Origin of the sequence: Ensifer sp. WSM1721 (assembly GCF_000513895.2) — a bacterium.
GTDB lineage: Bacteria > Pseudomonadota > Alphaproteobacteria > Rhizobiales > Rhizobiaceae > Sinorhizobium.
In genome coordinates this window covers 1,750,855-1,774,659 of the sequence record NZ_CP165782.1, presented here as the reverse complement: position 1 = coordinate 1,774,659, position 23,805 = coordinate 1,750,855, and the positions used below count along the sequence as shown (strand labels likewise).

The following is a 23,805-nucleotide window of genomic DNA, read 5'->3' as shown; positions in this document are numbered from 1 at the left end:
CACTCACTTCTTTCTCTTCGGCACGAAGCTCAGAGCCATCTGCCGGAAGGTATTGTTCATCAGGACGGCGGCCATGAGCATCACGCCGATAATGAGGTTGGACCAGTTGCGGTCGATGTCGGTGAAATAGATGCCCTGGTTGACGACTGCAAAGGTCAGCGCGCCGAGGAAGATGCCGGCAACCGAACCAAAGCCGCCGGTGAGCAGCACGCCGCCCACCACGATCGAGACGATCGTGTTGAAGATATAGTTCATGCCGCCGGAGACCTGCGCGGAGTTGAACAGGATCGCCCCGCACATTCCGACGAAGGAAGCGGCCGTGCTCGACAGAACAAAGAGGCCGATCTTGAGCCGCCTGGTCGGGATCCCGGCATTGCGGGCGCTGACCTCGTCCCCGCCCATCGCGAAAATCCAGTTGCCGTAGCGCGTCGCGTGGAGAACGAAACCGAAGACCAACGTTAGCGCGAACCACCACAGGATGATCACCTGGAATTTGCCGCCGATGAGCTGGCCGAAGACCACCTTGGCCCAGGCCGGCGCTTCGAGCGGAACGGAGGCAGCCCCTGTAAGGATGACGGATCCCGCCAGGACGAGACCCTGCACTGCGACCAACGTGCCGAGCGTGATGATCAGCGAGGGCACGCTCGTGCGCACCGCCAGGAAGCCGTTGACCAGCCCCACCAGAACGCCGAAGGCGAGCGCCCCGAGCATGCCGATCACGATCGGCAAGTCGTAATAGCCCGACAGGATGGCGATCGACATCGAGCCCGCCGGGATCATCGCGCCGATCGAGATGTCGAGCTCGCCAGCGATCATCAGCAGGCCAACTGGCAGTGCGACGATGCCCAGGTTGGCCGCGAAATTGACCCAGCTTGCCGCGCCGAAGAGCGCACCCAGGCTCACGCCACCAAACGCAATGTAGAAGGCGATCACCGCGACGAAGCTCAACACGGCGCCGAATTCCGGGCGGCGCGCAAATTGTCCAATGGAAAAACTATTCATTTCTCCGCCCTCATTTCTTCTTCGCTGCGTAGGACATCGCCATCAGCCGGAACTTGTCGTTCATCATCACGGCGAGCAGCAGGAGCGCACCGATAATGATGCTGCCAAGGTTCGGGTCGATGCCGGTGAAATAAATGCCCTGGTTGACGATCGCGAAGGTGAGCGTACCGAGGACAATGCCCACCACCGACCCGGCGCCGCCGGTCAGAAGCACACCGCCAATGACCACGCACATGATCGAATTGAAGATGAACGATTGCCCCGCGAGCACCTGTGCACTTTGGTAGACGAGCACCTGGCTGACGCCGACGAAGGCGGCAGAGAAGCCCGACAGCATGTAGAGCGCGGTGGTCAGTCTAGCCGTCGGGATGCCGGCGTTGCGGGCCGAGACCTTGTCGCCGCCCAGCGCGAAGATCCAGTTGCCTACAGGCATAACGTGCAGCAGGTAGAAGAACGCGGCCACGAAGAGGAGCCACCAGAAGATCGTCACTTGAAACATGCCGCCGACAAAATCGCCGAGGATCGCCTTGACGGTAGGGCTCGGCACGAGCGACACGCCGGTGCTGCCTGCGATGAGCACCGTGAAGCCCAGGGTGAGGCCCATGACGGCGAACATCGAACCGATAGTGACGATCAAGGAGGGCACCCCGGTCCGGTTGACCATGTAGCCATTGAGCAATCCGACGAAAAGCCCGACGCCGAGACCGGCGGAAATTCCGACAATCTCGGGAAGGCCGTAGTGGCCGGAGATGATGGCCATCGTCAGGGATGACGCCGGAATCACCGCGCCGATCGAGAGGTCCATTTCTCCCGCGATCATCAAGAGCCCAATTGGCAGTGCGACAATGCCGATCTCGGCGGCGACGTTGAGCCAGCTTGCATAGCCCGCCGGGGATAGAAAGGCCTGGCCGCCCACCACAGCGAAGAAGACGAACACCGCGATCAAGCCGAGGAGAGACCCGGCTTCGGGCCGACGGGAAAGCTGACCGATGGTCGCTTTGATATTCTGGCCACCCGAAGGAATCGACGAGGCATGGACACCGTTTGTCGTGTTCATTTGATACCACCAATGAAGCCGAAGGACTGGGACGCCCGACGCTATTGGAAGACTGGAAGCTGCCTGCCTGGACGGCAGGCAGCTTCCGCGAGGTTCAGCCGAGACTTAGCGGGCGCCTGCCTTCACGCCCTCCAGGGTGGCATCGACGTTCGATTTGTCGATCACGCCGGGACCGGTCAGGATTTCCCGGGTCGGCACGGTGAGACCATAGTTGACTTTGCCATTCAGGATCGAGACCGCCAGATAGCCCTGCAGGTAACCCTGCTGGTCGATCGCACAAAGCTGGGTGCCGCTCTTGATGTTGTTCAGGATTGTTTCATCCATGTTCATGCCGCAAACATGTACCTGACCCTGCTTGCCGGCCTGCGTCACTCCGTTTACCGCCGAGTTCGTGTCGACGTTGCCAATCGCGAACACGGCCTTGATGTCCGGGTTCTGCAGCAGGTGCGCTTTCAGGGCCTGCGCCACGGCCGTCGCCGAACCGAAGGAGGTTGCCGGCAGCGGTAGCGCCGAGCCGACGCCGCCACCTTCGGTAACCCCGTCGATCATGCCTTTGCAGAAGGCTTCGATGTTCGCCGCACCCGGCAGCGTGTTGAGGCAGACGGCGTTTTTCAGGTCCTTCTTGGCGAAGTAAGTCCCTGCGGCCTTGCCGGACAGGTAGTCGTTGGAACCGACATAGTTCATCGCGCCGAGGCGGTCGGCAGCTTCGATGCCACCGGCATTATAGATGACCAGCGGGATGCCGGCATCGACGACCTGCTTGAATGCGGGATCCATTGCCTCCGGCACCCAGTCCGGGCCAACAATCGCGTCAGCGCCCTGATCGATGGCCTGACGGATGAGCTCCGCCGCATCAACACCAAGGTTGTCGTAGTTCTGCGGCCCGAGCCAGGTTACCGATCCGCCCTGCGCCTCCACGACCTTGCCGGCGTCTTCGGCGCCGCGCTTCACGATCGACCAGAACGGATCGTCCGGTTTGCCGCCGACGACAAAGATGTTGGCACCTTCGGCCATGGCAGCCGTAGCGCCCGACGCGACCAGCGCCGTCGTTATTGCAGCCGCAAGAAAATGTTTCATTCGCGTCATATCTCTCCTCCCACTCCCATCCTCCCGATGGGGTTTCACGAATACGAGTTGATTTGTATCTTTTGGAGTGTCAGAAAGAAACGTGGATAATGGCACGTATGGTATTTTATGCCAAAAGATGTCATTGACATATGACACATCAAGAGGTGTTCCGATGAGCCGCCCGACCATCGCCGATCTCGCACAAGCCGCCGGTGTGAGCCTGTCGACCGTGAACAGGCTCCTGCATGGTACCGGCACGGTGCGCCCCGCAACTGTCCAGCGCATCATGGCAACCGCAGAGGAGATCGGCTTTTACGGATTGGGCGCCATTCGCGAGCGCAGCCGCATTGCTCTGCCTCGCTACAAACTAGGGTTCCTGCTGCAGCAGTCGCATCGCCAACTCTATCGGATGTTCGGCGATTCCATTGTCGCAGCCGCTGCACGGCGGAAGGACGCGGTAGTGGAGCCGACCGTACACTTTGAGGATGATCTTACGCCGGAGGCGATCGCCGCCAATCTGCTGAACCTTGGAGAGCGCACCGACGGCGTTGCGCTGGTCGCGGCGGATCATCCCTTGATTGGCCAGGCGATCGAATCGTTGCGCGCAAAGGGAGTTCCGGTCATCACCTACATCACCGACCAGTCGGCGCCAAGCCGTGCGGGTTATGTCGGCACCGACAATTGGAAGCTCGGACGCACAGCCGCCTGGTTCATAAACCAGACGAAACTCCGTCCTGGGAAAATCGTCACGTTCATCGGCAATCACCGCTATCATTGCCAGGACATCGCTGATGCGAGTTTCCGCTCGTACATACGAGAACACGCCCCCAACACGATCGTCGCCGACGCTGTTCCCACGCAGGAAGAGCCGGAGAATGCCTACCGGATAGTCCGATCACTTATGCGCCAGGAACCGGATCTCATTGGCTTCTTCGTCGGAGGAGGCGGCATTTCCGGGGTTTTGCGGGCGGTACGGGAAGTGCCGCTGGAGCGCCAACGCGAGATCCGTATCGTCTGCCGCGACATCGGGCCCGAGACGCGCAAGGGCCTCTCCGAGGGACTGATCACCGCGGCCCTTTGCCACCCGCTCGAGCGTACTTCGGACGAACTGATCGATGTCATGCTTGGGGCGATCGCTGGAGGAGCGGCCGGCTCGATCGTGCAGCGGATCGTACCCTTCGAAACTGTTACGCCCGAATGCGTTTAAGCGTGCGGACCGCTACCGAGCCTACAGCGCGCCGCGCGTCCTATCGGATGCGCAAAGGTCGCGACTTTTCGATGCTGATGCGTGGGCTGCAACCAAGCACATTCGAGCAGCACGGATTGGCCCAGTTTTGGTGATATAGCTCAAGGGCACCTTCATTGAAGTTTCTATTAGCATATGCGTAAATTCAATGGGGGAAACAATCGTAGAGCCGAGAATGTCATGGAGCTGGTAACGCTTATACTGACAGTATGCCTTGCATCCGCACCCGATCGGTGCCGAGAGGAGACTTTGCCGCTCCAAGGCCCAGGCTCTCTTACCCAGTGCATGTTCCGCTCCGTCATGTACATCGCCGAGTGGTCGGAGCAGCACCCGGCTCTTCGTGTCAAAAAATGGCGCTGCAAGCGCCCAGACGTTGGCAAGCTCATCTGAGTCCTTCAGCCCGGCAATCTCCGAGGAGCGATCATCCGTGTGCGGCCCCCGCGCTGCCTCTTCCCAATCCTTTACCGGCGGATGCCAATGGTCCAGCATGGCGGGCGTCCTGAACTCGGGAATTGCCCGGTCCGGAAAACTGTGCGACAAATTCCCTCACTGTCGTGCTGAGGAGAGCATGACGGCATTGGGAGTAGAAATATTTTCCGGTAATGCGTGGAGCCGGTCGGCTGCTCGGTTAACCTGGGAAGTATTCTTGGGAGGAGAGCCATGCCGCGGACCGCTTCGTCCGTCCACTCGCTTTCCATTAAGTCGGCACTGGTGATCGATGATCATCCGCTCTATTGCGATGCGCTGGCCGCGACGATGGAAAACACCTTCAATACGCGTCGAATTCGAACCGCGACCTCGCTGAGCGAAGCCCTGCACCAACTGCGGATGCGGTTTTCACCCGATCTGATCATGCTTGACTTGAACCTGCCCGATGCGTCGGGCCTGAGCGGATTTCTCAAGATCAAGGAAAAGACTCCCGATATACCGGTCATTGTGATCTCGGCGATCACATCCAAAGGCATCGTCCAGTCGGTGATTGCCGCCGGTGCTGCAGGGTTCATTCCCAAGGATATCGGCCGTGAGAATTTTCAGGAGGCGATGCAGGATATTTGGAACGGCAAGATCTACGTGCCGCCCGGCTACACCTTGCCGGCACGCACCCCGGCTGTGGACGAGTCGGTGGAAACGATTTCGCGCAAGATCGCACATCTATCGCAGCAGCAGACCCGCATATTGGGCCTGATCTGCGAAGGGATGCCGAACAAGCTGATCGCCTACGAGATGAAGCTGGCCGAGGCGACCGTCAAAGCGCATATCACGGCGCTTCTGCGCCGGCTGGGCGTTCATAATCGCACGCAGGCGGCAATGCTGGTGCGCGAAGTCTCGATCCGCCACAACCTGCAGTGAGGAGTGCTGGAGCAAGGGTCAGGAAGCGGAGGAATGGCGGCGCATGACGGCTGTCGACGATCTTGACCGCAAACCGGCGGAGGCGGTGCGGATCGCCGTCTCGCACGCCGATGATGCGGCCCTCGCCCTTGCCGAGATCAGGCGGCAACTCGCCACGGCAAGGCCAAGCTTCATCTTCTTGTTTGTGCCGAACAGGCTGCAACCCGTTGAGCTTGCCAACGCTCTGCGGACATCGTTGCCGAATACCGTTGTCTTCGGCTGCACGACGGCCGGCCAGATCACGCCGCGAGGGTACGAAGACGACGCATTGCTGGCGATTGCCTTCCAGCGGCGTCACTTTCGGGTGGCCTCGATCCTGTTCGAGCCGATCTCGCCGGTCTCGATTGCCGATGTGGTGTCGCAGACGGAGCGGCTTGTCTCCCAGTTTCGCGCAACGCCGGGCCGAAAAAGGCTCGCCCTGATCTTCGCCGACGGATTGTCGAAACAGGAGGATATCCTGATGGCGGCCCTCGAGGCCGGACTGAAGGACATTCCTGTCTTTGGCGGTTCGGCCGGCGACGGGCTGCGGTTCGAGCGCACGCAGGTGCTGCGCAACGGAGAATTCCACAGCAACGCCGCGCTTCTGCTGCTGCTGGAAACCGATCTGCCCTTCAGCGGTCTCGGCTTCGATCATTTCCAGCCCACGGAAACACGCATGGTGGTCACCCGCGCGGTTCCGGAGGAGCGGTTGGTTCTCGAGATCAACGGCTCACCGGCGGCCGAGGAATATGCGCGGCTTGTCAAGGTGCCGGTTGCGGAGTTGTCGCCGACGATCTTCGCCGAGAACCCGGTGCTGGTGCGCAATCGCAATCTCTATCACGTGCGGGCGATCCAGCAGATTCACGACGAACATGGGCTCACTTTCCTTTCGGCGATCGACGACGGTCTGCTGCTGACGCTCGGTCGCGGCAAGGAAATCATCCGCACCCTCGCTACAGGGCTCGCTGTCAGCAACGAGGACGGTGAAGCGCCCGACTTCATCCTGGGTTTCGACTGCTATCTTCGCAAGCTCGAGATCGAGCGCAAGGGCCTGGGTGGTGAGGCGTCCGAGCATTTCCGGCAGCGACGGGTCGTCGGTTTCAGCACCTATGGTGAACAGCATTTCGGCGTGCATGTGAACCAGACCTTCGTCGGCGTCGCATTTTTCCGGCCGAAGGGAGGCGTGCCGCTGTGATCAATCCGGACGAACCCCACGAGATCCAGATTGCCAAGCAGGCCAAGATCATCGAGGCCCTGATCAACCGGGCTGAGCGCAGCCATGAAATCGGGGGCTCCGCCTATTCGCTTTTTGAATCGGCCATCGCACTGCAGGCTAAGGTCTGGGAAAAGACCAAGGATCTTGAAAAGGCCCTCGACACGCTCGGCAGGGCGTCGAGCGAGCTTGAAATCGCGTACCAGACGCAGGAGCGCATCCAGAGAAATCTTGCCGATGCCATGGTCGCCATGGAAGACGGCTTCGCCCTCTTCTCCGAAGAGCGGTTGCAGGTTTGCAATGCGCAGTTCCGGCACTTGCTTCCCGATGTCGAGCCGCTGATCAAGCCGGGCCTCGGTTTCGACGACTATCTCGCGGCTGTCAATGCGAGCAAGTATCTGAACCGGGACGAAAAGGGGGAGATCGGCCGACCTCAGCCGGTGGTCAAAGAGCAGAGATCCGGCCAGCGTTTTTCGTCCTTCGTGGTGGCGCTCAGGAACGACCGCTGGTTTCAGATTTCCTATCGGCAAACGAGCTCCGACAATATCACGGTCCTGCAAACCGAGATCACTGACATCGTGCGGGAGAACCGGCGCGAGAAGAACCGCCTGATCGACCAGCAGGCCCATTTCCTGCAGGCCGCTTTCGATCACATGTCGCTCGGCATCTGCACGTTTTCGTCGGGCGGCGAGTTGCTCGTGCGCAACGAGCGTTTCGGCGAGCTTCTGGGCGTGCCCCTTTCGCTTCTGAAGAAGGGAAGCCGCTTTCAGCGCATCGTCGAACATGTCGAGCGTCACGAGATTCTCGACCGCAAAGGTCGCCGTTCCGGATTCGCCGGCTGGTTCAAGGCCGCGCGCCGCGGCGAGACGGTACAAGAGCGATTCAAGCGGCGCGACGGGATGAGTCTCGACATTCGCGTCCGTTCCTTGCCCGACGACGGCTTCATCGTGTCGATCATGGACGTGACGACGGAGACCCAGGCGGCGGCGCTTCTGGAGCAACGTGTACAGGAGCGGACCGCAGAACTGACCGAGGCCAATCGCCTGCTGCAGATCCATGCCGATGAGCAAGCCAAAATCGAAGCCGCTCTTCGGCAGGCCAAGGAGGCGGCCGAATCGGCGCATGCATCCAAGACGCGTTTTCTCGCGGCGGCCAGCCATGACCTTCTTCAGCCGATCAATGCCGCGAAACTCTATCTCTCGATGTTGACGGAAACGGTGGGGCAACCGGGAGCGGAGGAGGTGGTCAGCCGGCTCAACCGATCCTTCACCTCTATCGAATCGCTTCTGCAGGCGCTTCTCGATATTTCGCGCCTCGACAGTTCCGGGGCCGAGTTCAACATCACGTCATTCAATCTTGGCACCCTGCTGCAGGGCGTGGCCGAAGATCTGGCGCCCTTGGCGGCAGAAAAGGGAATAGACCTTCGGATTGTTCCTTCCACGCGTTGGGTCACCAGCGATCAGCGATACCTGATGCGCTGCGTCCAGAACCTGGTGGTGAACGCCATCCAGTATACCGAGCATGGCCGTGTGCTGGTCGGTTGCCGGCTCAGCGGCAATCGCCTGCGGATCGAAGTGTGGGATACGGGCATCGGCATTTCGGAGGAGGACCAGACGCGGATCTTCAACGAGTTCACCCGGGCCGCCGGCGCGGAAAAAGGCACAGGCATGGGACTCGGGTTATCGATCGTCGAACGGGCCTGTCGGCACCTCGATCATCCAATCCGGCTGGTGTCGCGGCTCGGCCGCGGCTCCGTCTTTTCGATCGAGGTGCCGGTCGCCGTATCCGGCCGCGCCAGCGTCTGCGAAGGTCCGACGATGGAGTCGATGATCGATGGCAGCCTCGATCTCATCGTCATGGTTATCGAGAACGATCCCGACGAGCTTCACGCCATGACGCAGATTCTGGAGAGCTGGGGGGCGAGCGTTTTGGCGGCCGGCTCGACTGCCGATGCGGTGGCGCTGATGCAGGAAATCGGCACGGCCCCCGACATTCTGCTGGCCGATTACCAGCTGGACGACGGCGACAATGGCATAGAAACGATCCGTACGCTGCGCGCGCTGGCGGGAGTCGAAATTCCGGCGGTCATCATTTCGGCCAACCGGCAGCGGGAATTTCTGCGGCTCTGCAACGAAATGTCATTCGCCATGCTCGCCAAACCGGTGCAGCCGGTGCGGCTGCGAGCACTGATCGACTGGAAGACCCGTTCGCGCATGGCATGAATCAAACACAGACAAAGGTCTCCGGTGACATTGAAGCAGCCATTGCTAGCCTTGTGGAATGGACGGGAGCCCTAACGGGCCGCGAAACGGGAGGTCAGCGATGCGCGTTCTTCTTTTGCTTGCCCTGCTCCTCGGCGTCGGTCATGGGCCGCTGGCGGCTGCGGAAACTTACGACCTTCTCTTCCGGTCGACGGCGCTGAAGGGGCTCGAGGCGACTGCGCGCAGCGAAGCCGGCCAAAGCACGCTCGTCTACGACAGGATCATAACGGGCGTCGACGAAGGGCAGGCAGGCGGCAGCTTCAGCATCGGTCTGAAGATCAAGCCCGACGATAATGTCGCCATGACACTCTATCAGGGCACCCGGTCGCGCGGGCTTGGCAACTATCCGGCCTCGGTCGGCAATCCCGTCATCATGTATTTCCTTGAAAGCGTCCTCGCCGATATTTCCGCGCAATCGGGAGGCAGCCCCTTCTATATGCGCAATCGTATCAAGGAGGCGCTGTTGCGCGATGCCCGAATCATGCGCGTGTCAGTCCGCTACCGGGATCGCGAGATCGCTGCACGGGAGGTGACGATCCGACCGTTCATGAAGGACAAGGCGCGCGAGCGGATGGGGCGGTTCTCCGAACTGGCGCTCGCCGTCACCGTGTCGGACGATATTCCCGGTTGGTACTATTCGCTGGTTGCCACGATTCCCGCAGCCGCCGGTGGAGCGGAGGTCGGCTATTCCAATGCCATTACCCTGAAAGCGGCCGGGGAGGGCCGGCCATGATGCGGGCTGTCATATCGGCGCTGGCACTCGTCGCAGCGGCGGTGCCGGCCAGCGGACAGAGCATGTCGGAGCGTCTGAACGATTATCCGACCGAAGTCCGGGCGGATTATGTGTTTGCCTGCATGGCGGCCAACGGCCAGAGCCGGGCGGTGTTAAGCAAATGTGCCTGCTCGATCGATGTGATCGCTTCCATCCTGCCCTATGACAAATATGTTCAAGCCGAAACGGTGCTTTCCCTCCAGCAGGGAAGCGGCGAACAGATGGCCATGTTCAAATCGGCGGTCGTGCCCCGCATCATGGTGGCCGATTTGAGACGCGCTCAGGCAGAGGCGGAGATGCTGTGCTTCTGACCCACGCTCCGGTGGCGTCTGTTCGATCTTTTCAGTCGCGGACGCCCCCGGCTGCCGCACGGAGCGATATAGCTCAATCTGGCATGTGCTTGAGCAGGAGCTGGGCAATGGCATAGGCGCGCTTTTCCAGAATCACCGGCGTTTCGCAGACATAAGTGAGCGCCTGCGAGCGATCACGGTAGATGCGCTCATCCCAGTCGATCTGCTCCTCAAGCTTGTCGATACGGTCGAAGTCCGGTTTCGCTTCACCCGTCAGCTTCGCCATCTCGACCCTAGCCTCGTCGATCCGGGCGGCCAGTGCAATCTGACTACGGGAATAGCGGGCGATGCCAGCGATCAGCCGTTGCCGATTGCCGGACAGATTTTCGAATACGCCGTAGAAGATATTGCCGAGCAGCCGGTCATCCACCGGCGCGGTCTTCTCGACGAAGGTCTGAATAAGGGCCCCTGCCTCCTCGAGCGAAACGCGGCGCAGCGACAGGACCTCGACGAGGTCGTTTGCCGCAGGCGGAAGGGGCGTGCGGGTTACCGGCGCCGGCCACATCAGGCTCGCCGACAGCTTCTCGACCTTGCGCTGAATGCATGGCCAGTCGGGGTCGGAAAAGTCCACCGCGCCTGCGGTGCCAAGGGCCTGCGTTAGGCAAAGCGCCAGACCGAGCGCGTAACCGGCGGCTCTCATCTCTCGTCTCCCTCATTGAAAGAACGTCAGTATAGGCTGACCACGGGAGAAGCCAAAAGTCGCGTTTTACACACTAAGGTCGCAATTGTCTTTGTGCTTTGGCCCGTCTGTAATCTGTGCACAAGGCCCGACAAGGCCGCATAAATAACGCATTACCGGAGGCGATCCATGCGCACACGCGCTGCTCTGGCTGTTGAGGCCGGAAAACCCCTTGTTGTGACCGAAGTCGAGCTCGAAGGTCCTCGATCCGGCGAGGTGCTGGTCGAGGTCAAGGCGACCGGCATCTGTCATACCGACGACTTCACGCTCTCCGGCGCCGATCCGGAAGGGCTGTTTCCGGCAATCCTCGGCCATGAGGGCGCCGGCATCGTCGTCGATGTCGGCCCTGGCGTCACCTCGGTGAAGAAGGGCGACCACGTCATCCCGCTCTATACGCCGGAATGCCGCGCCTGCCCCTCGTGCCTTTCGCGCAAGACCAATCTCTGCACCGCCATCCGCGCCACCCAAGGCCAGGGGCTGATGCCGGACGGCACCTCGCGCTTCTCGATTAACGGCGACAAGATCCACCACTATATGGGCTGCTCGACCTTTGCGAACTTTACCGTGCTGCCGGAGATCGCCGTCGCCAAGGTCAATCCCGACGCGCCCTTCGACAAGATCTGCTACATCGGCTGCGGCGTCACCACCGGCATCGGCGCCGTGATCAACACCGCCAAGGTCGAGATCGGCGCGACGGCGATCGTCTTCGGGCTCGGCGGCATCGGTTTGAACGTCATTCAAGGGCTGCGGCTCGCCGGTGCCGACATGATCATCGGCGTCGATTTCAACAACGCCAAGAAGCCCTGGGGCGAAAGGTTCGGCATGACCCATTTCGTCAATCCGACCGAGGTCGGCGACGACATCGTCGCCTATCTCGTCAACCTGACGAAGCGCGGCGCCGACCAGATCGGCGGCGCCGACTACACCTTCGACTGCACCGGCAATGTCAAGGTGATGCGCCAGGCGCTCGAGGCCTCGCATCGCGGCTGGGGCAAGTCGGTGATCATCGGCGTGGCCGGCGCCGGCCAGGAGATTTCGACGCGGCCGTTCCAGCTCGTCACCGGCCGCAGCTGGATAGGCACCGCCTTTGGCGGCGCCCGCGGCCGCACCGACGTGCCGAAGATCGTCGACTGGTACTTGGAAGGCAAGATCGCGATCGATCCGATGATCACCCACACCTTGGCCCTCGAGGACATCAACAAGGGCTTCGAGCTCATGCATTCCGGCGAAAGCATCCGGAGTGTGGTCCTGTATTGAGCTCGAACATGGAACTCGTAACGCAAAGCCAATGTTTCGGCGGAACGCAATCGGTCTACCGGCACCCGTCTCAGGTCTGCGGCGTCGAGATGACGTTCGGCCTCTATATGCCGCCGCAGGCGCGGACACGGCCGGTCCCGCTCCTGTGGTATCTCTCGGGGCTGACATGCACCCATGAGAACGCGATGATCAAGGCGGGCCTGCAGCGGCACGCGGCGGAGCAGGGGCTGGCGCTCGTTTTCCCGGACACCTCGCCGCGGGGCGAAGGCGTCGCCGACGACGAAGCCTATGATCTCGGCCAGGGTGCGGGTTTCTACGTCAACGCCACCCAGAAGCCCTGGGCACCCCACTACCGGATGTATGACTACATCGTCACGGAATTGTCCGCGCTTCTGCAGGAGCAATTGCCGCTCAACGGCGTCAGCGGCATCACCGGCCACTCGATGGGTGGCCATGGGGCACTGACGATCGCCTTTCGCAATCCGGAAAAGTTCCGTTCGGTTTCGGCTTTCGCGCCGATCGTCAACCCGACCCGGTCCGACTGGGGCCGCAAGCAGTTTTCCGCCTATCTCGGCGACGACGAGGCCCATTGGGGCAAGTACGACGCCTGCCTGCTGCTCAGCGAACTCGGCTGGCATGGCGACATCCTGATCGACCAGGGCGTGGCCGACCAGTTTCTAGGGCAGTTGCAGCCCGAGGCGATGGCCCGGCTGCTGGCGGAGCGGCGGCAGGCCGGCATCCTCAGGATGCAGGCAGGCTATGACCACAGCTATTACTTCGTGGCGAGCTTTGGCGAAGACCACGTGCGCTGGCATGCAGAGCGGCTGAAGGCCGCGTAACGGAGAGGAAGGTATGGCTTCAAGACTTGGTACCCAATTGGCGGCTGTCGTCGTATTCGGCGGAACGCTGGCGGGCATGACTGCGCCGGCACTCGCATTCGACCCCGCGGCGGGCGATCCAGCCGCGGGCGAGAAGGTATTTCGCAAGTGTCAGGCCTGTCACGCGATCGGTCCGGACGCCAAATCGAAGACCGGTCCCGTGCTGACCGGCGTAATCGGCCGGCCGGCGGGCAAAGTCGAAGGCTACGCCTACTCTCCCGCGATGAGCAAGGAAGCCGAGGCAGGGTTGATCTGGACGCCGGAGAAGATCGGCGAGTTTCTGACCAACCCGAAGGGGTTCCTGCCCGGCACGAAGATGACTTTTGCGGGATTGCGCAAGGATCAGGAGCGCGCCGATCTGATCGCATATCTGGCGACGTTTCCTTAAACGCAAGGGAGGAGGGCTCGAACAACAGCAGGAGGAAGGCGGCCACGGCAGCTTACGGAGATTTGCCCAGGCCATGCGAAACCGTGTCGCAAGCCGATACCGGGAAAAGAGGAGACCGCAAGGTTTTTCCGGGGCGAGCGGGCTGAAGGGCCCTGATCGGCAGCACTCAAGAGGAGGATGAAATGAAACGACTTCTTACAATGCTTGCCTTGACATCGATAGGCGGCGCGCAGGTCGCTCTCGCCAACTCGGAATTGCAAAAGCTCATCGATGATCCCAATCAATGGGCCATCCAAACCGGCGACTATGCCAACCTGCGCTACTCGAAGCTCGACCAGATCAACAAGGATAACGTCAGCAAACTGCAGGTGGCGTGGACATTCTCGACCGGCGTTCTGCGCGGTCACGAGGGCTCGCCGCTGGTGGTCGGCGACATGATGTATGTGCATACGCCGTTCCCGAACACGGTCTATGCACTGGATCTCAGCAAGGAAGGACAGATCGTCTGGAAATACGAGCCGAAACAGGACGAGAATGTCATTCCCGTGATGTGTTGTGACACCGTCAATCGCGGTGTTGCCTATGCGGACAACAAGATCTTCCTGCATCAGGCCGATACGACCGTCGTGGCGCTGGATGCCAAGACGGGCAAGGTGATCTGGAGCGTCAAGAACGGCGATCCTTCCAAGGGAGAGACCAATACCGCCACCGTCATGCCGGTGAAGGACAAGGTTCTCGTCGGCATATCCGGCGGTGAGTTCGGCGTCCGCGGCCACGTGACGGCCTATTCGATGGCGGATGGCAAGGTCGTGTGGCGCGGTTACTCCATGGGCCCGGACAGCGATACGCTGATGGACCCGGAAAAGACCACGAATTTGGGCAAGCCGGTCGGCAAGGACTCGGGCCTCACCACCTGGGAAGGGGATCAGTGGAAGATCGGCGGTGGCACGACCTGGGGCTGGTACTCCTACGATCCCGAGCAGAACCTGGTGTATTACGGCTCCGGTAATCCTTCGACCTGGAACCCGACCCAGCGGCCCGGCGACAATCGCTGGTCCATGACGATCTTCGCGCGCGACGTCGACACCGGCATGGCCAAATGGGTCTATCAGATGACGCCCCATGACGAATGGGATTATGACGGGGTCAACGAGATGATCCTGACCAATCAGCAGATCGACGGCCAGGATCGCAAGCTGCTGACCCATTTCGACCGGAACGGCTTTGGCTATACGATGGACCGCGTAACCGGTGAACTGCTGGTGGCGGAGAAGTACGATCCCGTGGTCAACTGGGCGACCAAAGTGGATATGGATCCGAACTCCGAAAAATATGGTCGACCGGAAGTCGTGGCACAGTATTCGACCGAGCAGAACGGCGAGGATACGAACACGACCGGTGTCTGCCCGGCGGCGCTCGGCTCCAAGGATCAGCAGCCTGCGGCCTACTCGCCGAAGACCGAGCTGTTCTACGTGCCGACGAACCACGTCTGCATGGACTATGAGCCTTTCCGGGTAAGCTACACGGCCGGTCAGCCCTATGTCGGGGCCACGCTGTCGATGTATCCGCCGAAGGACAGCCACGGTGGCATGGGCAACTTCATCGCCTGGGACAACAAGGAAGGCAAGATCAAGTGGTCCCTGCCGGAACCGTTCTCCGTCTGGTCGGGCGCTCTGGCAACGGCCGGTGACGTGGTCTTCTACGGTACGCTCGAGGGCTATCTGAAGGCGGTCGACGCCGCGACGGGCAAGGAGCTCTATCGCTTCAAGACGCCTTCCGGAGTGATCGGCAATGTGATGACCTATGCCCACGGCGGCAAGCAGTATGTCGCCGTGCTTTCGGGTGTCGGCGGCTGGGCCGGTATCGGTCTCGCAGCCGGGCTCACCAACCCGAATGACGGTCTCGGAGCCGTCGGCGGCTATTCGGCCCTCAGCAACTACACCGCGCTCGGTGGCACGCTCACCGTGTTCAAGCTGCCCGAATAAGCGGCAATCTCCGCTCAGGAATGGGCGCGGGCCGTTGAAACCCGCGCCCGTTCGTTCTCCGCCCAAAAGGACGCAAGATGACCAGATTAACACCCGCCGTAACGATGATCCTTGCCGTGTTGACGCTCATGGCCGGCGCCGCAGGCGCAGAAGACGCGCAAGCGCCAAAGGACAATATCACCGCCGTCCGCGACGAAAACGGGCGCTACTACACCGCCGACGACGTTCCCACTTTCAAGATCGCCAAGGACGGCACGGTCGACTGGCTGACCTATTCGGGCTTTCGCCGCTACCATTCGGAATGTCATGTCTGTCATGGTCCGGAGGGCGAGGGATCGAGCTATGCGCCGGCCTTGAAGAACTCCGCGATAGATATGGACTACTACGCCTTCATCGATGTCGTCACGAATGGACGCAAGAAGGTGAATGCTGCCGAGAACTCGGTGATGCCTGCCTTTGGCGAGAACGTCAACGTGATGTGTTATCTCGACGACATCTACGTCTATTTGAAAGCGCGCGGAGCCGATGCGCTGCCACGGGGAAGGCCGGCCAAGAAGGAACCGAAAACGGATGCGATCCGGGATGCTGAAAACTCCTGCCTTGGTCACAACTAGCCGGGCCGCAGCCGCCGGCGTTCTGCTGCTGGCCTTTGCCGGCACCGCGCCGGCGCTGGCTCAGACGTCGGACCTGGTGTCGAAGACGGCGTTTCGGGTCTGTGCCGATCCAGCCAATCTGCCGATGTCGGATCGCTCAGGTGCAGGGTTCGAGAACAAGATCGCCGAGCTGATGGCGTCAAAGCTCGGACTGCCGCTGCAGTACACATGGTTTCCCATGGCGACCGGCTTCGTTCGCAAGACCTTGCAGGCCAATGCCTGCGATGTGGTCATCGCTTATGCCCAGGGCGACGAATTGGTGTTGAACACCAACCACTACTATACCTCGGCCTATGTGCTGATCGTCGCTTTGAACAGTCCGCTGGCCGGCGTCACGACGCTGTCCGACCCCCTTCTCAAGGACAAGCGGGTCGGCATCGTCGCGGGAACCCCGCCGGCCACGCACCTGGCGAGAAACGGACTGATGCCCAACGCGAAGGGCTACCATCTGATGGTCGATCGGCGCTACGAGGATCCGGCCGATGACATGCTTGCCGACCTGAAATCCGGTGCCATCGACGCAGCCATCCTCTGGGGGCCGATCGGCGCGCCGCTCGTAAGGGCCAGCCATCCGGACCTGAAGGTGACGCCGCTTTTGTCGGAGCCGACGCCGCCGAGGCTCTTCTACCGCATCACGATGGGCGTGCGGCAGGGCGAGAAGGTCTGGGAGCGCAAGCTGAATTCGCTGATCCGCCGCAATCAGTCCGAGATCAACGCCATTCTCGCGAAAGCGGGCGTGCCGCTCCTGAACGATATGGGGATCGGCCCGCTCGAGGTGCAGAACTGACCGCTCCGCAGCTCCTTTCCATGGTCCCGCCGATCGCGTTTCCGGTCGGGCCAGTCGGCCTACGGCGACGGCGAACCGAGGTGTCAAATGATCACTGACAAGCGCTGTCAGAATGCGTTGCATCAGGCCCGGCCCAGCATAGGCATTATGCTAAACTACGCTCCTTAAGTATCGGTTTTACGCCACAAATTGCGCTGTTAGTCTCCTACTCGCGGGAAGTGTCGGGAAGATTGGGAGGTCGTCCGGGCAATGTCTAAGCTATCGCTGTCGCTTGCCGTTTTCTCGGCCGCGATGATTGTCGCATCCCCTTTGCAGGCAGCGGAGGTGAAGACGGCCGTGCTCAGGATCGATCGTGTGCTCGGCCCGCCGATCTCGCGGCTCGACGCGCCGCCCGCCGATCTGGGGTTCGCCGGCGCCATGCTGGGGAACGAGGACAATCGGACGACAGGCGCTTTCACGGGCATGGACTACACCGTGAAAACGCAGGTGGTCGCGCCGGAGCAGGCGGAGGCGGCGCTCGATGCGCTGAAAGCCGAAGGCATCGGGCTCATCGCGGTGATCGCGGAAGGGGACATGCTGAAGGCTCTGTCCGACAGGGCAGGGCCCGAGGTGCTGCTTTTAAACGCCGGCGCTCGCGACGAGGCGCTGCGCGATGCGGACTGCCGGGCCAATGTGCTGCATGTCTCGCCGAGCCGCTCCATGCTCAGCGACGGCGTTGTCCAGTTCCTCATGTGGAAGAAATGGTCGCGTATCCTGCTGATCCACGGCTCGCATCCCGAGGACAAGCTTCTGGCCGACAGCTACCGCAAGTCCGTCGCCAAATTCGGCGCGGAGATCGTCGAGGAACGCGAGTTCGTCGACACCGGCGGTGGTCGGCGCACAGACACGGGCCATGTCATGGTGCAGAAGCAGATCCCCGTTTTTACTCAGGATGCCGAGGATTATGACGTGATCGTCGCGGCCGATGAGGCCGGCGTCTTTGCACCCTACCTGCCGTATCACACTTGGGATCCGAGGCCTGTCACCGGGTCTGCGGGCCTTCGCCCCGTGTCCTGGCATGCCGCCCATGAAGCTTGGGGCGCGACACAGTTTCAACGCCGCTTCGAGAAACTGACGGGGCGCAACATGCGCGAGGAGGATTATCAGGCCTGGCTTGCCATGCGCGTCATCGGCGAGGTGGTGACGCGGTCCGGCAAGGCCGATCCGGCAAGGGTGCGGGCCTACGCCCTTTCGGCCGATTTCGAACTGGCTGCGTTCAAGGGGCAGAAGCTGACCTTCCGCCCCTGGAACGGGCAATTGCGCCAGCCGATCCTTTTGACCGACGGCCGGGTGACCGTTTCCGTTTCGCCGCAGGACGGTTTCCTGCACCAGCATTCGCCGCTCGACACTCTGGGCATCGATGCGCCCGAAACCGCCTGCCAAGCCTTCGGAGGATAGAATGCTAAGATCCGCACTGGCCTTCCTGCCGGCCGTTCTGATGTTTGCCGGTCCTGCCTTGGCCAACAAGGTCTTCGTGAGCAACGAACGCGGCAATAGTGTCACCGTGCTCGACAGCCAAAGTTGGGAGGTGATCGCCACCTTTCCGGCCGGTAACAGGCCGCGCGGCATCACCATCAGCCCGGATGGGAAGGAACTCTATGTCTGCGCGTCGGACGACGATACCGTCCGTGTCTTCGATCCCGAGACGTACAAGGAACTGCATACGCTTCCGTCAGGCCCGGACCCGGAACTTTTCGCTCTCGATCCTTCAGGCAATCCACTCTACATCGCCAACGAGGACGACAATCTGGTCACCGTTGTCGATGTAAAAACGCGCCAGGTGCTGGCCGAGGTGCCGGTCGGCGTCGAGCCTGAAGGCGTTGCGGTAAGTCCGGATGCCAAAACGGTGATCAATACGTCCGAAACCACCAACATGGCGCATTTCATCGACGCCTCGACCTACAAGATCGTGCACAATGTGCTGGTGGACCAGCGGCCGCGCTATGCCGAATTCACGGCCGACGGCAAGAAGCTTTACGTCAGTTCCGAGATCGGCGGCACCGTTTCCGTGATCGATCTATCGGCCGCTGAGCCGAAGATCACCAAGAAGATCACCTTCGCCGTACCTGGCGTGCTGCCCGAATGGTTACAGCCGGTCGGCGTAAAAGCGACCAAGGACGGCTCGCGCGTTTTCGTGGCGCTCGGCCCGGCCAACCGCGTCGCGGTGATCGACGGGGCGACGGACGAGGTGCTCGATTACCTGCTCGTCGGTCAGCGGGTCTGGCAGATGGCATTCACCCCGGACGAGGAATTCCTGATCACCACCAACGGCAATTCCAACGACGTCAGCATCATCGACGTGAAGGCGGAAGAGGTGATCCGCTCGGTTCAAGTCGGGGAGCAACCCTGGGGGGTTGTGGTCGCCCCGAATTGAGGAGGAGCAATGCGGCAAGACCATTGGGGAGGATTTCATCGTGAATAAATTGATTTCCGCGGCGTTCGCCGCGCTCTTCTCGGCGGGCTCGGCCGTTGCCGCGCCGCTGTGCGGCGAGCTCGGCTTTGCCGGGCTGCTTGCTAAATGCAACCGAGGTGAGCCGATCGAGATCACGCTTGGCTCCGGCAAGCCGCTCGGCAAGGGTGCCATCGCGCTGCAGTCCGGCGCCTATTACGAAATGCGCATCACCGCGGACGGGTCGGCGGAGCTGGCACTCACCGGTGCGCCGTTCTTTCGTGCGATCTGGATGAATGAGATCGTCATCAACGGCATCGAAGTGCGCCCCATGGCGATCGACAGTCTCGAATTCGACGAGGCGGGCACGGCGACCCTGTCCTTCATCGCCATAAAGCCTGGAAGCTACGAGGTGAGGATTCCGAACACCACAAGCGACAGTCAAAAAGTCGCGATTTCCATTCAGTAACGAGTTGGAAAACAGGGAAAATTCCGATGAAAATCCGTCTGATGATCCCCGTCGTTCTTGCGGTTTTGTTTGTCGCGCCGCTGGGCCTGCTCACGTTCGGACCGGCGGCTGCCATGGCCGAGGATCTGCCACGACTGCGGGCAGCGATGCTCGCGTCGGGCACCGTCAACTGGGAAATTTCCACCATCAAGGCCCGGGAGTTCGACCGCAAGAACGGCTTCGAACTCGCGGTCCAGGACTATGCGGACAATGGCGCGACGCGCGTCGCCTTCGAGGGCGGTGAGGCTGACACCATGGTGGCCGACTGGATTTGGGTGGCCAACCAGCGTGCCGCCGGGAAGGACTATGTTTTCATTCCCTACTCGCGGGCAGTGGGCGGGCTGGTGGTCAGCGATGACAGCGGCATCAAGGCGCTGCCGGACCTTGCCGGCAAGAAGATCGGCATTGCCGGCGGACCGCTCGATAAGAGCTGGCTGATCCTGCGCGCCTATGCCAAGCAGCAACATGGCATGGACCTCGCCGCTGAAACCGAGCAGGTGTTCGGGGCGCCGCCGCTGATCTTCAAGTCAGCCCTTTCCGGCGAAACGGCGGGTGCGATCAACTTCTGGCATTTCCTTGCCAAGATGAAGGCCAAGGGCATGCATGAGCTGATCTCCGTCTCCGATGCCGCCGCCGCGCTCAAGCTCGATCCCGACACGCCGCTGCTCGGCTATGTGTTGAAGGGTGAATATGCCGCGGCCCATCCGGATATCGTGAAGGGGCTATACACGGCATCGCGTACGGCCAAGGATCTGCTGCGCAACGATGACGAGGTGTGGGAGGGGCTGCGGGATCAGATGAATGCGACAGACGACGCGGAATTCATGGCGCTGCGTGACGGCTATCGCGCCGGCATCCCGAGCGGCAAGCCGATCGATGCGGCGGCCGCCGACCGGTTTCTGCGGTTGATGGCGGAACTTGGCGGAACGGAGCTCGTCGGCAAGGCGACAAGCCTGCCCAAAGGACTGTTCCTGCACCTTGAATAAAATGCCGCAACATCCTGCGCTGGTGCGCGTATTCTCGCTCGGGCTGCTGTTGCTGTTGTGGGTGGCGGCAGCCGATCTGACCGCCGATGCCTCCGTCCTGCCTCAGCCCTGGGCGCTTTGGTCACCCTTTGCGGAAGCTGTTGTTTCCGGCGCTTTGCCTTATCACCTCGGCATGACATTGTGGCGTGTGGTTTGCGCCTTCGTGCCGGCGATGGCTGTCGGCGCGGCGCTCGGCTTTCTGATGGGGCGCATTCCGTCTGTGGACCAATGGCTCGATCCATGGCTCGTCGTGTTTCTCAACCTGCCGGCCCTCGTGCTCATCGTGCTCTGCTATCTCTGGATCGGCCTTAATGAGACCGCGGCGATCATCGCCGTGGTACTCAACAAGATTCCGAACGTTGCCACAATCCTGCGCGAAGGCGCGCGAGCACTCGATCCTGACCTCGGCGCCTTGGCCCAAGTCTATCGCATGCGGTCGCTGACGCGGCTACGCCACGTTATAATGCCGCAGCTTGCGCCTTTCATCGCCGCTGCTGCTCGCGGCGGCCTTGCGGTGATCTGGAAGATCGTGTTGGTGGTCGAGTTCCTCGGCCGCTCCAGCGGCATCGGTTTCCAGATCCATTTCTATTTTCAGCTCTTCGACGTTGCCATGGTGCTGGTCTATGCTCTGTCCTTCATCGGCGTGATGCTGCTGGTCGAGGCGCTGATCCTGCAGCCCGCCGAGAGTCGGGCGCGGCGCTGGAGGACGGGGTGATCAAGATCGATGTCAGGCGAAAGGCATTCGGCGAGGAGGAGGTGCTGCGCGACATCCGTTTCGAGATGGAGGTCGGCGAGACCGTCGCCATTCTCGGCCCATCCGGCATCGGCAAATCGACCCTGCTACGGCTCATTGCCGGCATCGACCCCGCCTTTGACGGCGAGATCAAGCGTCCGGAAAAGATCGCCATGGTGTTTCAGGAGCCGGTTCTCCTGCCGTGGCGCAGCGTAGTCGAGAACCTGACATTGGTGCATCCGGACCTCGAGACGCAAGCGGCACTTTCGGCACTCGATCGGACCGGCATCGTCGATAAGGCAGGGCTCTTTCCCGGCCAACTGTCGCTTGGCCAGCAGCGGCGGCTGGCGCTGGCGCGTGCTTTTGCGGGGCGTCCTGAACTTCTGGTGATGGACGAGCCCTATGTGTCGCTCGATCCGACGACTGCTGAGGAAATGTTGGCATTAACCGAGGCGCTGATCGCCGAAACCGGCCCTGCAGTCATTCTCGTGACCCATTCGGAGATCGAGGCACATCGGCTGGCCCGGCACCGCCTCCGTCTTGCAGGGAAGCCGGCGACCATGATCAAAGAGTTTGCTGCAGGATCGGCATCCGCCTCCTGGGAAGGACATCATGATCGGGCTTAAGATCAGTCATGTCAGCTACAGCTATGGATCGTTCAAGGCGCTCGACGATGTGAGTTTCTCGGTGGAGCCGGGCCGATTCTGTGCGCTGCTTGGGCCGAACGGTGCCGGCAAGTCGACGCTCTTCGCTCTTTTGACCCGACTGATTGCGACCGGGGAGGGGCATATCAGCGTGGCCGGATTCGATATTGCCCGTGATCCGCGTGCGGCGCTCGCCCGCATCGGCGTCGTTTTCCAGCAGCCGACGCTCGATTTGGACATGACGGTGCGCCGCAACCTGCTATATTTCGCCGGACTGCACGGACTGTCCGGGCGGCAGGCCGCCTCGGCGATCGACGCGGCGCTGACGCAGCTCGGCATGGCCGAGCGGGCTGACGAGCAGGTGCGTGCGCTTAATGGCGGCCATCGGCGGCGCATGGAGATCGCACGGGCGTTGATCCACGGTCCGCAGATCCTGCTGCTCGACGAGCCGACCGTCGGATTGGACGCCGCCTCCCGACAGGCGATCACAGACCATGTCCATCTCTTGGCCGAGAGCGGGCTCGCCGTGCTCTGGGCAACCCATCTGGTCGATGAGATCCGGCCGACCGATCAGGTCGTCGTGCTGCATCGTGGAAAAGTCCTCAGCAATAGCAGCGCCGAGGACCTCGCCGGCGGGCAGGGGCTTGCCAGGGCATTTCTGTCAATGACGGCGGAAGGCCGGGAGGTTCCGGTATGAAGGCTTGGCTCATCGCGCTTTCGGCCATCGTCACCCGCGAAAACCTGCGCTTCGTTCGTCAGCGCGGCCGGTTTCTGGCGGCACTCGTTCGCCCTCTCGTCTGGCTCATCGTCTTTGCCGCCGGCTTCCGCGCCGCGCTCGGCGTGTCGATCATCCCGCCTTACCAGACCTATATCACCTACGAGGTCTATATCCTTCCGGGGCTTTGCGGAATGATCCAGCTGTTCAACGGCATGCAGTCGTCGCTGTCGCTGGTCTATGACCAGGAAATGGGGTCGATGCGCCTCCTGCTGACTTCGCCCCTGCCGCGCTGGTGGTTGCTGTTCTCGAAGCTATTGGCTGGCGTGATCGTCTCCATTCTGCAGGTGGCCGTGTTCCTGGCGATCGCGGCGCTGACCGGCATTACCGTACCTCCCATCGGCTACGTCGCGGTGCTGCCGGCGTTGGTGATCAGCGGATTGATGCTCGGCGCCCTGGGCCTTCTGGTTTCCTCGACCGTCCGGCAACTCGAGAATTTCGCCGGCGTCATGAACTTCGTGATCTTTCCGATGTTCTTCCTCTCCTCGGCGCTTTATCCCTTATGGAAGATGGCGGAAAGCTCTCCGTTGCTACGCGACATCTGCGCCTTGAACCCGTTCACCTATGCGGTCGAGCTGATACGCTTTGCGCTCTATGGCGAGCTCAATCTCACAGCGCTCGCCTGGGTGAGCGTCTGCTTCGTCCTGTTCATGCTGGCGGCGCTGTGGGGATACGATCCGGCCCGCGCGATGCTCCGCTCAAAGGCTTGAGCCGCGACCTCGTCGCAG

Annotated in this window: 25 protein-coding genes; 21 read left to right on the top strand and 4 right to left on the bottom strand. The window is 61.5% G+C overall.

All coding sequences use genetic code 11. The features are described 5' to 3' along the window. Nucleotides 1-3: 3 nt before the first annotated feature. From M728_RS08695 to M728_RS08685, 3 genes are all read right to left on the bottom strand, one after another. On the bottom strand, nucleotides 4-1,002 hold the full coding sequence (locus M728_RS08695) for an ABC transporter permease (protein WP_026621722.1): 999 nt from the start codon (nucleotides 1,000-1,002) through the stop codon (nucleotides 4-6). A 10-nt stretch (nucleotides 1,003-1,012) separates the two neighbouring features. Next, a complete protein-coding gene (locus tag M728_RS08690; protein WP_026621721.1) occupies nucleotides 1,013-2,059 on the bottom strand; it encodes an ABC transporter permease in 1,047 nt (348 codons plus the stop codon). A 105-nt stretch (nucleotides 2,060-2,164) separates the two neighbouring features. Next, a complete protein-coding gene (locus tag M728_RS08685) occupies nucleotides 2,165-3,145 on the bottom strand; it encodes a sugar ABC transporter substrate-binding protein (protein WP_026621720.1) in 981 nt (326 codons plus the stop codon). A 154-nt stretch (nucleotides 3,146-3,299) separates the two neighbouring features. Between M728_RS08685 and M728_RS08680 the strand changes: the two genes are divergently transcribed. From M728_RS08680 to M728_RS08650, 7 genes are all read left to right on the top strand, one after another. Continuing rightward, on the top strand, nucleotides 3,300-4,334 hold the full coding sequence (locus M728_RS08680; RefSeq protein ID WP_026621719.1) for a LacI family DNA-binding transcriptional regulator: 1,035 nt from the start codon (nucleotides 3,300-3,302) through the stop codon (nucleotides 4,332-4,334). 219 nt (nucleotides 4,335-4,553) lie between these two features. Next, nucleotides 4,554-4,763, top strand: a complete 210-nt coding sequence (locus M728_RS08675; RefSeq protein ID WP_026621718.1) for a hypothetical protein — start codon at nucleotides 4,554-4,556, stop codon at nucleotides 4,761-4,763. Nucleotides 4,764-5,033: 270 nt separating this feature from the next. After that, nucleotides 5,034-5,723, top strand: a complete 690-nt coding sequence (locus tag M728_RS08670) for a response regulator transcription factor (protein ID WP_026621717.1) — start codon at nucleotides 5,034-5,036, stop codon at nucleotides 5,721-5,723. 43 nt (nucleotides 5,724-5,766) lie between these two features. Continuing rightward, entirely contained in the window at nucleotides 5,767-6,936 is a 1,170-nt protein-coding gene (locus M728_RS08665) for an FIST signal transduction protein (protein ID WP_026621716.1), read from the top strand. Further along, nucleotides 6,933-9,176 carry a hybrid sensor histidine kinase/response regulator gene (locus tag M728_RS08660; protein ID WP_026621715.1) on the top strand — a complete coding sequence of 748 codons (2,244 nt, stop codon included), beginning with the start codon at nucleotides 6,933-6,935 and terminating at the stop codon, nucleotides 9,174-9,176. The genes M728_RS08665 and M728_RS08660 overlap by 4 nt, the downstream gene beginning before the upstream one ends. Before the next feature lie 100 nt (nucleotides 9,177-9,276). Next, the gene (locus tag M728_RS08655; protein WP_026621714.1) at nucleotides 9,277-9,948 is read left to right on the top strand and encodes a hypothetical protein; all 672 of its coding nucleotides are present in this window, start codon (nucleotides 9,277-9,279) and stop codon (nucleotides 9,946-9,948) included. Beyond that, nucleotides 9,945-10,298, top strand: coding sequence for a hypothetical protein (locus M728_RS08650; protein WP_026621713.1), 354 nt, complete (start codon nucleotides 9,945-9,947; stop codon nucleotides 10,296-10,298). The genes M728_RS08655 and M728_RS08650 overlap by 4 nt, the downstream gene beginning before the upstream one ends. Nucleotides 10,299-10,371: 73 nt before the next feature. Here M728_RS08650 and M728_RS08645 read toward each other — a convergent pair whose 3' ends face one another. Further along, entirely contained in the window at nucleotides 10,372-10,977 is a 606-nt protein-coding gene (locus tag M728_RS08645; RefSeq protein WP_026621712.1) for a hypothetical protein, read from the bottom strand. Nucleotides 10,978-11,145: 168 nt separating this feature from the next. On the opposite strand from M728_RS08645, the gene M728_RS08640 reads away from it, so the two are divergent. The 14 genes from M728_RS08640 to M728_RS08575 all read left to right on the top strand — a co-directional run bounded on the left by M728_RS08640 (nucleotide 11,146) and on the right by M728_RS08575 (nucleotide 23,787). Next, on the top strand, nucleotides 11,146-12,273 hold the full coding sequence (locus M728_RS08640) for an S-(hydroxymethyl)glutathione dehydrogenase/class III alcohol dehydrogenase (protein ID WP_370906469.1): 1,128 nt from the start codon (nucleotides 11,146-11,148) through the stop codon (nucleotides 12,271-12,273). 8 nt (nucleotides 12,274-12,281) lie between these two features. Further along, nucleotides 12,282-13,112: an S-formylglutathione hydrolase gene (gene fghA / locus M728_RS08635; protein WP_026622179.1), complete on the top strand. Its 831-nt coding sequence runs from the start codon at nucleotides 12,282-12,284 to the stop codon at nucleotides 13,110-13,112. A 13-nt stretch (nucleotides 13,113-13,125) separates the two neighbouring features. Beyond that, a complete protein-coding gene (locus M728_RS08630; protein WP_026622178.1) occupies nucleotides 13,126-13,539 on the top strand; it encodes a c-type cytochrome in 414 nt (137 codons plus the stop codon). A gap of 182 nt (nucleotides 13,540-13,721) precedes the next feature. Continuing rightward, nucleotides 13,722-15,524 (top strand): lanthanide-dependent methanol dehydrogenase XoxF5, encoded by a 1,803-nt coding sequence (gene xoxF5, locus M728_RS08625; RefSeq protein ID WP_026622177.1) that lies wholly within the window; start codon nucleotides 13,722-13,724, stop codon nucleotides 15,522-15,524. Nucleotides 15,525-15,601: 77 nt separating this feature from the next. Next, nucleotides 15,602-16,138, top strand: a complete 537-nt coding sequence (locus M728_RS08620; protein WP_026622176.1) for a c-type cytochrome, methanol metabolism-related — start codon at nucleotides 15,602-15,604, stop codon at nucleotides 16,136-16,138. Further along, nucleotides 16,095-16,964, top strand: coding sequence for a substrate-binding domain-containing protein (locus M728_RS08615; protein ID WP_034884135.1), 870 nt, complete (start codon nucleotides 16,095-16,097; stop codon nucleotides 16,962-16,964). The genes M728_RS08620 and M728_RS08615 overlap by 44 nt, the downstream gene beginning before the upstream one ends. 249 nt (nucleotides 16,965-17,213) lie before the next feature. Next, nucleotides 17,214-18,401: an ABC transporter substrate-binding protein gene (locus M728_RS08610; RefSeq protein WP_026622175.1), complete on the top strand. Its 1,188-nt coding sequence runs from the start codon at nucleotides 17,214-17,216 to the stop codon at nucleotides 18,399-18,401. A gap of 1 nt (nucleotide 18,402) precedes the next feature. Further along, nucleotides 18,403-19,377 carry a YVTN family beta-propeller repeat protein gene (locus M728_RS08605; RefSeq protein WP_026622174.1) on the top strand — a complete coding sequence of 325 codons (975 nt, stop codon included), beginning with the start codon at nucleotides 18,403-18,405 and terminating at the stop codon, nucleotides 19,375-19,377. Nucleotides 19,378-19,417: 40 nt separating this feature from the next. Then, nucleotides 19,418-19,861 carry a hypothetical protein gene (locus M728_RS08600; protein ID WP_034884145.1) on the top strand — a complete coding sequence of 148 codons (444 nt, stop codon included), beginning with the start codon at nucleotides 19,418-19,420 and terminating at the stop codon, nucleotides 19,859-19,861. A gap of 26 nt (nucleotides 19,862-19,887) precedes the next feature. Further along, the gene (locus tag M728_RS08595; RefSeq protein WP_034884133.1) at nucleotides 19,888-20,886 is read left to right on the top strand and encodes an ABC transporter substrate-binding protein; all 999 of its coding nucleotides are present in this window, start codon (nucleotides 19,888-19,890) and stop codon (nucleotides 20,884-20,886) included. Beyond that, a complete protein-coding gene (locus M728_RS08590) occupies nucleotides 20,879-21,640 on the top strand; it encodes an ABC transporter permease (protein ID WP_026622171.1) in 762 nt (253 codons plus the stop codon). Before M728_RS08595 ends, M728_RS08590 begins: the two co-directional genes overlap by 8 nt. Further along, on the top strand, nucleotides 21,637-22,284 hold the full coding sequence (locus M728_RS08585; RefSeq protein ID WP_026622170.1) for an ABC transporter ATP-binding protein: 648 nt from the start codon (nucleotides 21,637-21,639) through the stop codon (nucleotides 22,282-22,284). Before M728_RS08590 ends, M728_RS08585 begins: the two co-directional genes overlap by 4 nt. Next, nucleotides 22,271-22,999 (top strand): ABC transporter ATP-binding protein, encoded by a 729-nt coding sequence (locus M728_RS08580; protein ID WP_026622169.1) that lies wholly within the window; start codon nucleotides 22,271-22,273, stop codon nucleotides 22,997-22,999. The genes M728_RS08585 and M728_RS08580 overlap by 14 nt, the downstream gene beginning before the upstream one ends. Next, complete coding sequence (locus M728_RS08575; protein WP_026622168.1) at nucleotides 22,996-23,787, top strand: ABC transporter permease; 792 nt, start codon at nucleotides 22,996-22,998, stop codon at nucleotides 23,785-23,787. Before M728_RS08580 ends, M728_RS08575 begins: the two co-directional genes overlap by 4 nt. Nucleotides 23,788-23,805 lie beyond the last annotated feature (18 nt).

Bases quoted from the DNA above. Each gene is read 5' to 3' on its own strand.
- M728_RS08695 (WP_026621722.1), bottom strand. From the start codon at position 1,002: ATGAATAGTTTTTCCATTGGACAATTTGCGCGCCGCCCGGAATTCGGC.
- M728_RS08690 (WP_026621721.1), bottom strand. From the start codon at position 2,059: ATGAACACGACAAACGGTGTCCATGCCTCGTCGATTCCTTCGGGTGGC.
- M728_RS08685 (WP_026621720.1), bottom strand. From the start codon at position 3,145: ATGACGCGAATGAAACATTTTCTTGCGGCTGCAATAACGACGGCGCTG.
- M728_RS08680 (WP_026621719.1), top strand. From the start codon at position 3,300: ATGAGCCGCCCGACCATCGCCGATCTCGCACAAGCCGCCGGTGTGAGC.
- M728_RS08675 (WP_026621718.1), top strand. From the start codon at position 4,554: ATGGAGCTGGTAACGCTTATACTGACAGTATGCCTTGCATCCGCACCC.
- M728_RS08670 (WP_026621717.1), top strand. From the start codon at position 5,034: ATGCCGCGGACCGCTTCGTCCGTCCACTCGCTTTCCATTAAGTCGGCA.
- M728_RS08665 (WP_026621716.1), top strand. From the start codon at position 5,767: ATGACGGCTGTCGACGATCTTGACCGCAAACCGGCGGAGGCGGTGCGG.
- M728_RS08655 (WP_026621714.1), top strand. From the start codon at position 9,277: ATGCGCGTTCTTCTTTTGCTTGCCCTGCTCCTCGGCGTCGGTCATGGG.
- M728_RS08650 (WP_026621713.1), top strand. From the start codon at position 9,945: ATGATGCGGGCTGTCATATCGGCGCTGGCACTCGTCGCAGCGGCGGTG.
- M728_RS08645 (WP_026621712.1), bottom strand. From the start codon at position 10,977: ATGAGAGCCGCCGGTTACGCGCTCGGTCTGGCGCTTTGCCTAACGCAG.
- M728_RS08640 (WP_370906469.1), top strand. From the start codon at position 11,146: ATGCGCACACGCGCTGCTCTGGCTGTTGAGGCCGGAAAACCCCTTGTT.
- fghA (WP_026622179.1), top strand. From the start codon at position 12,282: ATGGAACTCGTAACGCAAAGCCAATGTTTCGGCGGAACGCAATCGGTC.
- M728_RS08630 (WP_026622178.1), top strand. From the start codon at position 13,126: ATGGCTTCAAGACTTGGTACCCAATTGGCGGCTGTCGTCGTATTCGGC.
- xoxF5 (WP_026622177.1), top strand. From the start codon at position 13,722: ATGAAACGACTTCTTACAATGCTTGCCTTGACATCGATAGGCGGCGCG.
- M728_RS08620 (WP_026622176.1), top strand. From the start codon at position 15,602: ATGACCAGATTAACACCCGCCGTAACGATGATCCTTGCCGTGTTGACG.
- M728_RS08615 (WP_034884135.1), top strand. From the start codon at position 16,095: ATGCGATCCGGGATGCTGAAAACTCCTGCCTTGGTCACAACTAGCCGG.
- M728_RS08610 (WP_026622175.1), top strand. From the start codon at position 17,214: ATGTCTAAGCTATCGCTGTCGCTTGCCGTTTTCTCGGCCGCGATGATT.
- M728_RS08605 (WP_026622174.1), top strand. From the start codon at position 18,403: ATGCTAAGATCCGCACTGGCCTTCCTGCCGGCCGTTCTGATGTTTGCC.
- M728_RS08595 (WP_034884133.1), top strand. From the start codon at position 19,888: ATGAAAATCCGTCTGATGATCCCCGTCGTTCTTGCGGTTTTGTTTGTC.
- M728_RS08580 (WP_026622169.1), top strand. From the start codon at position 22,271: ATGATCGGGCTTAAGATCAGTCATGTCAGCTACAGCTATGGATCGTTC.
- M728_RS08575 (WP_026622168.1), top strand. From the start codon at position 22,996: ATGAAGGCTTGGCTCATCGCGCTTTCGGCCATCGTCACCCGCGAAAAC.